Origin of the sequence: Marinilactibacillus psychrotolerans (assembly GCF_900101525.1) — a bacterium.
Lineage (GTDB): Bacteria > Bacillota > Bacilli > Lactobacillales > Carnobacteriaceae_A > Marinilactibacillus > Marinilactibacillus psychrotolerans.
On record NZ_FMZD01000014.1, the window covers coordinates 23,569 to 36,901 of the forward strand.

Consider the following 13,333-nt stretch of genomic DNA (forward strand, 5'->3'; position numbering starts at 1 on the left):
GAAACTTCACAATTAAGTATACTGGTAAAATACACAAAAAATTTGAATGGAAGGAAGAAAATTTATGTCTCCGAACATGATTGGTTTTAGTTTTGTAATGATAGGGATTTTTTTGATATTTGGTAAATTTGTACGTAGACATGTGAAGTGGTTACGCAATTTATTCCTGCCCAGTTCAATAATTGCAGGGTTTATTGCTTTATTATTAGGTCCTGATGCACTGGGGAGATTAACTTCACAATTTTTGAACGAAGGAAATTATTTTTATAATGGATTGGTTCCTGAATTTATTCTTGAAGTATGGCGACCGTTACCAGGAATGTTTATTAATATTGTTTTCGCAGCACTTTTCTTAGGAAAAGCTGTACCAAGTTTGAAGAAGATATGGAATACTGCCGGCCCTCAAATTATTATGGGTCAAGCCGTTTCTTGGGGACAGTATGTTGTAGGGTTATTACTCACTATTTTTGTATTGACACCTGTCTTTGGAATGAGCCCTTTAGCAGGCGCGTTGATTGAAATCAGTTTTGTAGGTGGACACGGGACAGCTGCTGGCTTAGCAGGAACTTTCGATACATTGGGATTCGCAGAAGGAGCAGACTTAGCATTAGGACTTGCGACGATTGGGATTTTAGTGGGGGTAATGGTTGGGATTATCATTATCAATATTGCTTATCGCAAAGGAACGGCTAAATACGTAGGAGGCGAGGCTGCTTTTACGGATGAAGAACGTGAGCAGCTTGGAGAGTCTTATGGATTTGATATGGAACCTACAGTAAAAGAAGCGAAAGCAATTGAACCTCTTGCTTTTCATTTTTCATTAATTGCGGTTGCCATCACAATTGGCTATATCATGCAGCAAGGGCTAATTTTACTAGAAGCTTATACATGGGGAGCTTGGACAGATGTCTATCTTTTCCCTTATATGCCACTCTTTCCGCTGGCAATGATTGGTGGAATGCTGATTCAGTTATTCTTTGATAAAATGAATTTTCATATGTATATTGATCAGAATCTGATTAGTAAGATTTCCGGATTTGCACTGGATATTTTGTTAGTATCCGCTTTAGCTACATTATCACTGGATGTTATTGGTGATAACGTTATTCCGTTTGTCTTAATTTCTATTGTTGCGATTGTTTGGAATGTGTTTGCATTCTTATACTTAGGTCCACGTATGATACCAGATAATTGGTTTGAGAGAGGTCTGGGAGATTTTGGTCAGGCAACTGGTATGACCGCTACGGGACTTTTATTGATGAAAGTAGCAGATCCTAAGCATCAAACTCCGGCACTGGAAGGATTTGGTTATAAACAGATTCTATTTGAACCTTTTGTAGGAGGCGGATTAGTAACAGCTGCCTCACTTCCATTAATTTATCAATTTGGTCCGGTAGTATTTTTGATTATTTCAGTCATTATTACGGCATTATTTTTAATTTTTGGTTTAGTGCACTTTGGACCAAATAAGAAAAAGAAAGCAAAATAAATCATTAAATCATTAGATCATTAGCATTTATAAAGATAAAATACAGGCCCCCTTATGTCTTGAAGTCACTTGACATAAGGGGGCGATTTTAGTTTAAGGTTTTACTTCTTCCACATAAGTCCAAGTACGACCTAGATCCTCAGATACATAAAGAGCTTTGACACCACCATTATAGTCTCCATCGATTCCTTGTCCAACGGTCATGTGTAGTGTTTCGTTTTCTAAATAAGGCATGTCAGGTAAGTCAAACGGATTATAGATTAAGTCTTCATTTACTGTTACTTCTACTTCAGGAATTTCGATTTTTTCAAAAGTAACTCCGCCGTCCTCTGTTCGATAGATCAATCCTTCAGACCCGCCGTTCTTTGAAAGTCCGATGAATCCAAGCTGTTCATCAAAAAAAATGATACCAGAAGAAACTCCTGAACTAGGGTAAAAAGGTTCTTGATTGATTCGTTCCCAAGAAGCTCCACTATCAATCGTTTTTTCTAAAGCATAGTAACGACTGCCAGCTGCAGCATCAGTGATAGGTAACTGAAAGCCTATTTCTTTGGTTAAAAAATAGGACTCGACTTGATCTTTCATATTATATCCTAAATCGAACGAAATTTTTTCTTCTTCCTGTTTTTTTATATAATTGTCAGATAAAGTAAGGGACCGATCGATAAATCTCTTAGGCGGGATCGTATCTTCTTTACCAGCTACATAAACCGAAACTGCGTAACCAGCGTACTCCTCATCAGAATAGGAATCTGGGTCACTCACATTCTCATTCCTATTAACCCAGTAGATTCCTTCAGAGTTATAGCCCCAACTCCTATAACCTTGATAATAAATACTATAATTAGCATTGTCGGGAAATTCAGCAACACTTTCTTGAAGAGGAATATTTTCAACTGTTTCTATAAGCGGTTGTAATAAAGTGGTTTCATCCACTTCATGATATCCAGGTCCTTCAAGTTTTATAGAAATCTCTTCTTCATTATTATATTGAATAGAATACATTTCCCATTCGTTTTCCTCGTTTGCACCAATCAGTGCAGTAGAGAAGGACTGAATTTCCCCAGCTTTGTTAAACGCTAAGTCAAAATCATTTGATACATAGAGTTCTGAAGGTAACGCAACTTCAGATCTTATATCGTCTAAAATTCCCTGAATACCGCTATCATATATATTTGTATGAGAAAATTTAGCTTTTTTGGTGTTGAAAAAGTTATCAAGATAAATCGAGAATCTACCTTGGAAAGGTTGAGCGCTCTCGTAAAGTTTGTAACCCGTATAAGTGGTTGTGAAAGTCAGTAAGATAATTGCTATAAAAAACCATGTTTTAGTTATCCATTTCAGCCTTTGAGCGTTACCTTTTAGTAATGGTTTCTTTCTATGTTTAAAATATAAAAATAGACACAGGATGAACCAGATAAGTAATACACTAAAGCTTCCTACTATGAAAGGGGCGTTACGACGCAGTCCGCCATATTGTGCTAGAGAAATCAAATAATGACAGCCGATACTATAAAACAAAATAACAAATGGATTCAAGACCAATGCTCTGAATAGATAATGCTTAGTTTTCAAACAAGAACTCCTTTATTTACATCTTTGTTAAAATGATACTAATAACTATTCAATTATAAACTTCTTATAAACAGAATTCAAAAGAAATTTGGTATGAAAATGAGTAAAACAAAACAGGTGAAATTAAATTATATGGTAAACTAATAAGGAAATAATTCGACGTGAGAATGATTGCTGATAAGTGGTTAGATTGATTATTTGTAGGTATATATAAAGGGGATTATAAGAATGAAAAGAGAGATAAAAAAAAGGTTAGTCTATTTATTTACTGGCGAAATATCTGCGATAATTGTATTCACTCTTATATTATTTTATTATTTTGAAAATCTAAGTAATAGATATTCTTTAACGAGTGTGGTCCTAACATTAAACGTCATTTTACTTCAAGGGAGTTATTTCTGGTTTGTGAAGTGGAGACGATTCGAAACTACAAAAATAGTTTTCCTAAACTTCATTATCATTTAAAGTTATTAAAGAAAATAGATCTGCTGCTTTTATTGGTCGCACCGATGATAGTCTTAATCGAAATACTACTTTTAAGTGAATCTTCATTAATGGAATTACTCACCCTGCTGTGTATCTATATTTTTGCCATCATCGAATATATTAATTACTACTTTATTCAATTGACAAATTACAGTAATGGAAGTGGAAAACCGTCCGCTATAGCTAAAGAAATAAAGTTACATAAGATTGAATAGAAGTTTTTCTAGATTATTTAGGAAAAGGTTGAACCGCTTTTCTTATACTTCTTTTGAGACAGTAAAGTTCATGTTAAAATAAAATTATTATTGTTGGTGTGATCATTATGAATCATTATAAGATAGGAGTTATACAGTGCAGTCAAAACTATTATCAGAACATGGCTTGAAAAATTATATTGCAGGAACAGATTATAATTTTCGTTATCAAAAAGCCGGTAGATCAGTAAAAGAGGATGTTCAAAAAGTCCTCAGCAAAATGACTATCCACCCGAAAGAGATTTATACAGGTCAACAGGTCCATAGTGCCAACATTGCTTATGTAAATGGAGAATATGGGGATGCGTTTGTTTTCGGAAAAACATTTAAAGAAACAGACGGATTAATTACAGATCAACCGAATGTTGCTCTCTTGATCAAGTTTGCGGATTGTACCCCTGTGGTATTATTTGATCCAGTAGCACAAGTACTGGCAAGTGTTCACTCTGGATGGCGTGGAACAACTCAGCGTATCTCATTAAAGGCTATTGATAAGATGGTTAACGACTTTAAATGTAAAAAAGAAAATATATTAGTATATTTAGGTCCGTCAATAGATATAGATCATTACGAAGTAGGGTCAGAAGTCTATGATGCATTTGAAACATTTGAAAACCGTGATCAATTTTATAGACCAATAGGGAAAAAATATCAATTAAGTATGCTTGATGCCAACCTTGATATTTTAAAGGGCGCCGGAATCCGTTCAGAGAATATTGAGATTGAGAAGGCTTCAACTTTTACAGATCCTAGACTTCATTCTGCTCGTGCAGAAGGTCCGGATTATCGTTTGAACGGTATGTTAACCATGATGAAACCATAAAATAAGTTTTAAAAGCAGCAGATCAGTAATGCGCTGTCCTATATCTTGATTTTTTGATCAACATTAAAGGACATAACATATGAACTGCTCTTTTTTTGAAGTCTATTTCGAATATTTTAGAAATAATATTGACAGTTTGATTAAATAGGCGTACTATTTAGATGAAATTAGAAATAGAATTATATTAATACGATAATATAGAAAGGGGAATATAATGGGGTTTCCCGAGACTTTTAAAGCTTTATCTGATCCGGTTCGTAGAGAAATTTTGGTGTTGCTGAAAGATCAACGGATGACAGTGGGGGAGATAAAAAATCACTTTGATATAGCTGGAGCAACGCTATCCTATCACTTGAATCAATTGAAAAAAGCGGAACTAATTCATGAAGAAAAGTACAAGAATTTTATTTATTATGAATTAAATATATCAGTATTTGAAGAAACGATGCTCTGGTTTTCTCAGTTTAGAAAGGAAGATATAAATGATTAACTTCAGAAAACAGACTTTAATCACTACAACGCTGGTCTGTTTATTACCAATCGTTTTAGGAATATTTATGTATAGTGATTTGCCAGATCAGATACCAGTCCATTGGAATGCTGCTGGAGAAATCGATAATTATATGTCAAAACCATGGGCTGTATTTGGCTTACCTGTATTTTTTGCGGTCATCAATATCATCAGCATTGTAGCCATAACAAATGATCCGAAGCGGCAAAATCAGTCTAAATGGATGAAGAGAATGATCATTTGGTTAGTTCCTGCACTTTCAGTAATTTTAATCCCTATTTCTTTGTTGGTTTCAATAGGAATCAAAATTTCAGTTCCTTTTGTTGTCACGTTATTGGTTAGTATTTTATTTATTGTGATAGGCAATTATTTGCCTAAATCAAGGCAGAATTATACAATTGGGATTAAATTACCTTGGACGTTACATGATGCAGATAATTGGAATAAAACGCATAGAGTAGGCGGTGTTTGTTTTATAGTTGGAGGTATAATTTTATTTATAAGTAATTTATTTCATCTAGGAAAACAAACTGGTTTTCTAAACTTCATTATCATTATAAGCACGATTGTACTCATGGTTTTAGTTCCGATTATCTATTCATTTGTTTTGTATCGAAAAGATCAATCTTGACTAAATAAATAGAGCTGAACCTTTATAAGGTTCAGCTCTATTTATTTTTCGAATGAGGTTTTCATTGCAAATGCACCAAACAATACTTCAGATGTAATCCACGGATAGACCATTTCTTGATCCTGCCATCTGATAGATATCTATACTTACTTCATCTGATTTTCACTGGCAGATTCAATTAAGAATTGCCGATTTCCTTCTGACCATCCAAACTATTGAGTACCCGCTGTTCCTTCAATATATCCGATAATATCCTGTTCTAAATCGGTACTGTTCTTTTCTACTTACAAATTGTTTTTTCTATCTGTAAAAGTACGCAATTCTTCATTTGCCAAATCGAAATTTTATATATTGTTCCTGAGACACTAAGTGCAAGAAGATTAAATAGTTTATTTAAAATTATTATTAGCGAATTTTATAAATGACTTTTTATTCTGATTGATTTAACTTGGTTGTCCAGCTAGTTGATTCTAAATTTCTTTTTTTGAATCAGATAAAAAGTAAAGAGTTGTGAGTAAATAAAATACACTAGTGATTACAACAAACATATAAAAAACATGCACTTTTAATGAATAGAGATAAAACAGATAAATCGTCATGAAAAGTGGAATAAGTACGAGTTTAACAATCGGCTTATTCCAATATTTTATAATAAGCGTACCTGTTATTCTAAATGGTAAGAAAAATAAACCAAATAGTAAAATATACACAAGATTAATGATTTTTTTCATACTTATTTGTTCTCCTTTCTCGGACCTAAAATCTTTTTGCTCAACAAGTTCAGTCTGTAGAGTTTGTTCTAATAATTTCAAAGTGATTGGATCTGGCTCACTCTTATTTAATTCCCATTTTGAAATCGTTTGTCTGGTGACAAACACTCTTTCAGCTAATTGTTGTTGCGTAAGATTCTGTTCCGTTCTTCTAAAACGAATTTTTTCTCCTAGTTCCATTTGTATTACACTCCGATCGTAATCTTTATGTCTATAATAATATAGCAACTAGCGGTGTTGCGCACGCAACGAATAGAAATATAAGGACAATTAAGCTAATCACTATATAAATATTTACATTATTGATTAAACGGTTAGATAATTCAGGAAAAATTAGGTGAGGGAGTAGAAGAAATAAAAGAAATCATTTTTTTGGTTGGAGAATTTATTGAGTTTGGAGGTTTTCGTAAAACGCCATGTTGAACGTATTGCATATCAGAGATTAGTTACCTACTATATGTAATGACTTATTGAAAAATAAAATGGTTTGTTGATGATCAAAAACGTATTGAAGTGATTATATTTTGGCAATAGAAAAAATAGAAAATATTATTTCCGTATTTTTTACTGTTTTTTAGGTTGAAAATAGTTATTATGATATAATTAGGCTATAAAAGGAATTAAATGTTTATTGCGCAAAGTTTTAAATAGGATAAATTAGAGATAGATGATAGATCACCTGATAAAAGTAAACTATATATGGGATATATGGTTAGGAAAGTTTTATACCTCGTTTCTCTTGTTTTGATAGTATCAGCAGTTGCAATAATCTTAATGGATAATATGGCGATATTTATAATTAACTTACAGGAAGTGAAGCACATATGGATAGCAAGGTTTTAAACTTTGTTCTTCTTACTTTGATAATATCAGGAATGGTCATTAACAATTTAGAAGGACTATACACCTTTAAAATGGTGTTTAACAGTTTCGCAATGATTGTTTTCGTTCTAGTTGGCTGTGAGCGTTTATACAGATATACACAGAAAGATAAAAAGTCAATTAAACAAAAAGTGTAGCATATGCTACACTTTTTCATGACCTACGAATTTCTCCTTTCATAGACTCAGGAAAGAGAGACACGTCTCTTATAACAACACCATGCAATTGATTAAAATCAGGACTTTCTAATACACTAAAGATTTTATGTCTCCAATAGAATACGGTAGAAATATGAACTGTTAGGCTATTTTATCAAAAAGGAAGTGTTAACCATTCTAGCGGATAAATTCGACTTCAGAAAAAGTAGAATCATTGTTTACATAGTAATGATACTGATCATTTTATTTAGTGTAATCATAAATAGAAAATATCAAATTTCTTATCAACAGATAATACGAAATTATCTCATCGGTTCCATGTTTATTTTCCTTGGATTCTCAGTAAAGGAATTAGATAATCTTTCAAAATACATCTTTCTATCCTTGGGAGCAATCTGGTTTATTTACATTGCCTTACATTATCTAATCGGATTTCATAATCCCTATTGGGGAAATTAACAATATCGGCGTTTTTGGTTATGCCAGGTAGCATTTAAAAAAAAAATCCTTACTCGTAAATTTGTATTGATTACGAGTAAGGATTTTTCTATATAGTTTTCTGAATAATTTGTTGCACCCAATTTTGCAGTTCTAGAGCTTCGTGAGTATTTAGCTCAGGTAGTTTGTGGGACTTAGAAGCTGTTGTGACACGCAAAGAGGTTAAATTGAATTTCTTTGCAATTGGACCGATGTTCGATTCGATATTTTGAATACGGATCATTGGAATCGTCTCTTGTTTTCTAAACCAAACACCTTTTTTGATGATAATTCTATCTTCATAAAAACTATATCCGAAGTACTTCCCTTTTAAGATGGGAAATAGAAAAATAGAGAAAAGGGAGCTGATCAGAAGAACAATTAAAGCGATGATAAAAATCCATATAGGAATAGTCGTATCAGTAAAGAAATAGACAGCGCCTAGAATGACGGAAAAAACTAGAATCGTAATGACAGAGTCAATTAAAGCCTTAACTTGCCAAAATTTGATTACTTTATCGTCAACTTTTTGGATATTCATATCAATCAGCACCTCCGTTTTTAAACCACTCAAATATGATGAAAGCATCTTTCTCTTCAATAAATCTCAGCTTAAAGGTTTTTGAAGTCATACCATGTGCAGTATTAAAGCTTGCTTTTGCTAAATTTGCTTTTTTCAAGAAAGGATTTTGTTTAACTTCTAAATTTAAAATACGATTCTTAGGGACATAAGTTTTTCTGAGTGCGAACAATGTAGGCGTTTGTATACTCACTTCACTATCAGATAGATGGTATCCAGTAAGTTTGTATGAACGATAACCGAAAAAGCCATAAAATACGATAATGAACAGCCCGATAATCCAAGCATACGTCCATAGTAACATGCTAGCTGCAGTAGCAACAATCAACCAGAATAATACTGGGAATTGTATAAACCTTCTAATGGAACGGGTCGGTACAACGGTTTCCACAGGAGCTAAAACATAATCAGGGAAACATTGTTTGACTAATGGTTTCAGCTGTTTGCTTTTAATGATAGGGAACAAAATCACTTGTCCATCTTCTTTGACTTCGGTTTTATTGTCATTATCTTTCTGTGATGAGTCACTAGTCAGTCCTAAGGAAAAAGTAGTGTAACCGAAAAAGTCCATAATCCAGTTCTGTTTTTCTTCTATGGTTTGAATATTTTTTAATGGGATAGTTTGACTCTGGGTCTCTAGCAATCCTTTTTTTATATTTAAATATTCTTCAGATAAGGTTACTTTATAGCCGTAGTTTTTAATGATTGAAGCGATAATGCCAATTGTATAGAGTAGAATCATTCCCACGAGAATGGAAGCAAATAAGATAATGATAGAAGCACTGATAAAAACAGATTCAACTTCAGTGAAGAAGTCATCTAGAGGTAAATCAGTTATGAAATTGAATCCAATTAAGAAAATGAAGAATCCTCGGAAAATCGCACCATTTAAAATAGTCATTTTAACGATTTCTCCAATAGACAATTGAAATAATCCTGTTTCTTCAGGAATATTTTCTTGAGAAGTTTGAGTGAATTCCGTGTTTTCTGCCGAAAGCTCGTCTTCAGGCAAGCTGTCCACATCTTTTTTGTTTAAGGCTGTTTTTAATTGGTTCAAATAATCAGACAATGCTTTATACTGACTGACAGAAAGTGCATCCAAGCTCAGACCTTGACCAGGGGTATTCACTGTAACTTTAGTAACTTTGAGCAATCGATGGACAATATCTTCGCTCGTATCAATACTTTGGATCCGGCTGATTTGAATATCTTTTTCTTTTATTACAAATAGACCAGTTTGTAGGACTAAACGATTACCTTCAATCCAGTAATGCGTTCGATAATATTTTATTACTTCTACTACAAATAAAATCGAAGACAAAGCAATAAAAATTCCTAAGAAAATAAGCATAGTTTTAAGGTCAGGATCTTGGAAAAAAATTAATATAATAATAAAAAAAGATCCAGATAAAATTCTTAGTAAGATATTATAAATTTGGGTGACCAAAGTAAGTTTATGTAGTCTTTGTTTATTAAACATCAGAGTCTACCTCCTTGATCTGATTGAATATTTGATCGTGCAGAGCAATAGCTTCTTCTGTTAATAAGAGTGGAATATCATGAGACGTACCTGCAGTGTAAACTTTTATATCACGAACATCATACATTCTAGAAAGAGGCCCTTCTGCAATCTTAACATGTTGTATTCTTTCGATAGGGATAATCTCTCGATTCTTGAAGAAAATACCTTTCATGATTTCTAAATATGAAGCATGTACTTCATAACGAATCGAACGCAATCTAAGCGCTGGCAGGATAAAATAATCTATACAGGTTATAAGGATCAACAGCAGAATATAGATTGGAATCAGCCAAGTAGGCCAATTCAACCAAAGTGTAATCACAATTAAAATACTGCAGATGATTAAACTAAAGAGAGAGGATACTAGACTTTCGGCTTTATCATATTTGATTACGATTGGATCTAATTGTTTTGAAGGAGGGGTTTGCTCCATAATTATTCTCCGTTCTTAAAAAAAATTGTTTAATTTAAACCATAAGTCATATTATAACAATTTTGCTTTAAAAATTCACTAGTTATTAAATAATATAAGCTAATTATTAGCTTATATTATTTAAATCTAAACATAAATCATTCTGTGTTTCACTTATTAATAATAAGCGTTTGAGAAAAAACCTATAAGAGTAGGCTCTATTTATTGAACTAATTTGAGCAATTCTCTTGTAATTTGTTCATTCTGGAGTATAATGATTATGGAAATGACAATAAAATAGTTATTTCTATATAACTAGTGCAGTGAGTCGCCAGGTAAGGGATATTGAAGCAAGCGTTCAATTAAAACGACTGTGTATATTTTCCAATTTGGAATAAAATCAGCAAATTTATCTATTTTTGTCTAGAATTTTGTTCATTCTGAATTGTGAATTTAGTAACTTTCGGCCTGATATTTCTCTGTTCTTCGTTGTTAATAAAAACACAATATATTTCTAGGAGGAAAATTAAGTATGAAAGTAGTAGTAGTAGGTTGTACACATGCTGGAACATCAGCGGTTAAAACAATATTAAGTGAGAATCCTGAAGCAGAAGTAACTGTATACGAAAGAAACGATAATGTCTCTTTCTTATCATGTGGTATTGCTTTATTCGTAGGTGGAGTTGTTAAAGATCCAGCAGGATTATTCTATTCTAACCCTGAAGAATTAGCATCATTTGGTGCTCAAGTTAAGATGGAACATGATGTCTTAAATATTGATACAAAAGCTAAAAAATTAACAGTTAAAGATCTTAAAACTGGGGAAGAAACTGAAGATACTTTTGATAAATTAGTTGTAACTACTGGTTCTTGGCCAATTATTCCTCCAATTGAAGGAATTAAAAGTAAAAACGTTGTATTATGTAAAAACTATAATCAAGCAAAAGAAATTATTGCTCGTAAAGAAGATAAAAAGAAAATCACTGTTGTAGGTGGAGGATACATTGGTATCGAGCTTGTAGAAGCATTCGCTGAAGACGGTAAAGAAGTAACGTTAGTGGATGGACTTGACCGTATCTTGAATAAATATCTTGATTCTGAATTTACGACTGTTCTAGAAGATGATTTAAGAGAACGTGGAGTAAAAGTTCAATTAAATGAAATGGTTCAAGGCTTTGTAGATAGTGAAGATGGAAATACAACTACTGTTAAAACATCTGGTGGTGAGTATGAGTCTGAACTAGTTATCTTATGCGTAGGTTTCCGTCCAAACACCGATCTTGTAAAAGGTCAAGTTGAAATGCTTGGTAACGGTGCGATTATCGTTGATAACTATATGCGTACAAGCGTTCCAGACGTGTTTGCAGCAGGCGATAGCTGTGCAGTAAACTATAACCCAACTGGTGGACATGCTTATATCCCATTAGCAACTAATGCTGTTCGTATGGGACTACTAGTAGGTAAGAACATTAAAGAACCAACAATGGAATACAGAGGAACTCAATCAACATCTGGGTTACACTTATTCGGTTGGAATATTGGATCAACTGGTGTTAGTGAAGCAAGTGCTCCAGTAATGGGTCTTGAAGCACGTGCAGTTATGTTTGAAGATAACTACCGCCCAGAATTCATGCCAACGAATGAAAAACTTATGATGAAATTAGTTTATGAAGTAGGAACTAAGCGTATCGTTGGTGGACAAGTCATGTCTAAATATGATATTACTCAATCTGCAAACACATTGTCATTAGCAATCCAAAACAAAATGACAATCGAAGATTTAGCTTTAGTAGACTTCTTCTTCCAACCAGTATTTGACCGTCCATGGAACTACTTGAACTTATTAGGACAAGCAGCTATGGCTCATGAAGATGAAATCAACAAAGAATCAATGAATGCTGGTTCTAACTAAAACGTTTATTGAATATCCTAAAGAATCTCAAGCACTTGCTTGAGGTTCTTTTTTTGGTTCTATGTCAAATAAGGTTGGTAAAGAATAAAGTCAAACAGTCATAACTATTTGGAAGAGAATGTATCTACTGATAGGCACCTATTATAAAATAAGGAGCAAGAATGATGAGCTGAAAATAAAATTTAAACCATAGTTGAAATCCAAACTCGATTAAAAAAGCGTCCACTTCTACTTTGCTTGTATCTCAATGACTTCCTATGTATTATTTAAAGTGAAAAGAGAATTAAAAACCTAGAATTATATCAAATTTATCAAATTATGAACGGACAATTATTCTATATATGTATGCCTCTTACGTTAATCGGACTTGTTCGTGGAGTTCAATCGTAGAATAGTGAAGCGAGTTTACATAGGGAGAGATTTCATGAGATTTGCATTTGAAAGAGCAGGATTTGTAATAAGAGCAATTGCCAGTTTGTTGGACTGGATTGTTGTGATCGTACCCATTGGAATTATGATTTACCTGTTTACTGGAGAAGCGTCATTCAATTGGGCACAAGGGCTAGTGTGGAATATAGTTTATTATTTTTATTTGGTTATCACGCCAGTCTTTTGGAAAGGTTATGTAATCGGTAAAAAAATAATGAATATTAAAATTGAAAAAGTTAATGGCACTAAACTGACTCTTTTGGATATGTTTATCAGGGAAGTAATAGGTATATTCCTTTTAGGGGTAGTAACATTTGGATTGAGTACTGCAATAGGTGGACTAATGGTTTTGTTCCGACAAGATAAACGAGGAATCCATGATTTACTATCAGGTACTTTTGTGAAGGCTGAATAAGCGTTTT

At 33.1% G+C, this 13,333-nt stretch carries 11 protein-coding genes; 6 read left to right on the plus strand and 5 right to left on the minus strand.

The window, feature by feature from the left end; genetic code table 11:
• Positions 1 to 64 precede the first annotated feature (64 nt).
• Positions 65 to 1,489, plus strand: coding sequence for a sodium/glutamate symporter (locus BLT22_RS08405; protein WP_091762442.1), 1,425 nt, complete (start codon positions 65 to 67; stop codon positions 1,487 to 1,489).
• Positions 1,490 to 1,582: 93 nt separating this feature from the next.
• On the opposite strand, the gene BLT22_RS08410 is transcribed toward BLT22_RS08405, so the two are convergent.
• Entirely contained in the window at positions 1,583 to 3,064 is a 1,482-nt protein-coding gene (locus tag BLT22_RS08410; RefSeq protein WP_091762443.1) for a WD40/YVTN/BNR-like repeat-containing protein, read from the minus strand.
• Positions 3,065 to 3,901: 837 nt separating this feature from the next.
• Between BLT22_RS08410 and pgeF the strand changes: the two genes are divergently transcribed.
• From pgeF to BLT22_RS08430, 3 genes are all read left to right on the plus strand, one after another.
• Positions 3,902 to 4,627, plus strand: coding sequence for a peptidoglycan editing factor PgeF (gene pgeF, locus BLT22_RS08420; protein ID WP_091762445.1), 726 nt, complete (start codon positions 3,902 to 3,904; stop codon positions 4,625 to 4,627).
• Positions 4,628 to 4,841: 214 nt separating this feature from the next.
• Positions 4,842 to 5,117 (plus strand): autorepressor SdpR family transcription factor, encoded by a 276-nt coding sequence (locus tag BLT22_RS08425; protein ID WP_087057674.1) that lies wholly within the window; start codon positions 4,842 to 4,844, stop codon positions 5,115 to 5,117.
• Positions 5,110 to 5,769, plus strand: coding sequence for an SdpI family protein (locus tag BLT22_RS08430; protein WP_091762447.1), 660 nt, complete (start codon positions 5,110 to 5,112; stop codon positions 5,767 to 5,769). Before BLT22_RS08425 ends, BLT22_RS08430 begins: the two co-directional genes overlap by 8 nt.
• Before the next feature lie 470 nt (positions 5,770 to 6,239).
• Here BLT22_RS08430 and BLT22_RS08435 read toward each other — a convergent pair whose 3' ends face one another.
• The 4 genes from BLT22_RS08435 to BLT22_RS08460 all read right to left on the minus strand — a co-directional run bounded on the left by BLT22_RS08435 (position 6,240) and on the right by BLT22_RS08460 (position 10,591).
• Entirely contained in the window at positions 6,240 to 6,719 is a 480-nt protein-coding gene (locus BLT22_RS08435; RefSeq protein WP_091762449.1) for a helix-turn-helix domain-containing protein, read from the minus strand.
• Between the two features lie 1,407 nt (positions 6,720 to 8,126).
• Positions 8,127 to 8,597, minus strand: coding sequence for a PH domain-containing protein (locus BLT22_RS08450; protein WP_176935407.1), 471 nt, complete (start codon positions 8,595 to 8,597; stop codon positions 8,127 to 8,129).
• Position 8,598: 1 nt separating this feature from the next.
• On the minus strand, positions 8,599 to 10,116 hold the full coding sequence (locus BLT22_RS08455) for a PH domain-containing protein (RefSeq protein WP_091762455.1): 1,518 nt from the start codon (positions 10,114 to 10,116) through the stop codon (positions 8,599 to 8,601).
• Positions 10,109 to 10,591 (minus strand): PH domain-containing protein, encoded by a 483-nt coding sequence (locus BLT22_RS08460; RefSeq protein ID WP_091762457.1) that lies wholly within the window; start codon positions 10,589 to 10,591, stop codon positions 10,109 to 10,111. The genes BLT22_RS08455 and BLT22_RS08460 overlap by 8 nt, the downstream gene beginning before the upstream one ends.
• A 511-nt stretch (positions 10,592 to 11,102) precedes the next feature.
• Here BLT22_RS08460 and BLT22_RS08465 point away from each other — a divergent pair.
• Both BLT22_RS08465 and BLT22_RS08470 read left to right on the plus strand, forming a co-directional pair.
• On the plus strand, positions 11,103 to 12,482 hold the full coding sequence (locus BLT22_RS08465) for an FAD-dependent oxidoreductase (RefSeq protein ID WP_091762459.1): 1,380 nt from the start codon (positions 11,103 to 11,105) through the stop codon (positions 12,480 to 12,482).
• A gap of 424 nt (positions 12,483 to 12,906) precedes the next feature.
• Positions 12,907 to 13,326, plus strand: a complete 420-nt coding sequence (locus BLT22_RS08470; protein WP_091762461.1) for an RDD family protein — start codon at positions 12,907 to 12,909, stop codon at positions 13,324 to 13,326.
• Positions 13,327 to 13,333 lie beyond the last annotated feature (7 nt).

Excerpts from the sequence above, each read along its gene's own strand:
- BLT22_RS08405 (WP_091762442.1), top strand. The coding sequence starts at position 65 with ATGTCTCCGAACATGATTGGTTTTAGTTTTGTAATGATAGGGATTTTT.
- BLT22_RS08425 (WP_087057674.1), top strand. The coding sequence starts at position 4,842 with ATGGGGTTTCCCGAGACTTTTAAAGCTTTATCTGATCCGGTTCGTAGA.
- BLT22_RS08430 (WP_091762447.1), top strand. The coding sequence starts at position 5,110 with ATGATTAACTTCAGAAAACAGACTTTAATCACTACAACGCTGGTCTGT.
- BLT22_RS08435 (WP_091762449.1), bottom strand. The coding sequence starts at position 6,719 with ATGGAACTAGGAGAAAAAATTCGTTTTAGAAGAACGGAACAGAATCTT.
- BLT22_RS08450 (WP_176935407.1), bottom strand. The coding sequence starts at position 8,597 with ATGAATATCCAAAAAGTTGACGATAAAGTAATCAAATTTTGGCAAGTT.
- BLT22_RS08455 (WP_091762455.1), bottom strand. The coding sequence starts at position 10,116 with ATGTTTAATAAACAAAGACTACATAAACTTACTTTGGTCACCCAAATT.
- BLT22_RS08460 (WP_091762457.1), bottom strand. The coding sequence starts at position 10,591 with ATGGAGCAAACCCCTCCTTCAAAACAATTAGATCCAATCGTAATCAAA.
- BLT22_RS08465 (WP_091762459.1), top strand. The coding sequence starts at position 11,103 with ATGAAAGTAGTAGTAGTAGGTTGTACACATGCTGGAACATCAGCGGTT.
- BLT22_RS08470 (WP_091762461.1), top strand. The coding sequence starts at position 12,907 with ATGAGATTTGCATTTGAAAGAGCAGGATTTGTAATAAGAGCAATTGCC.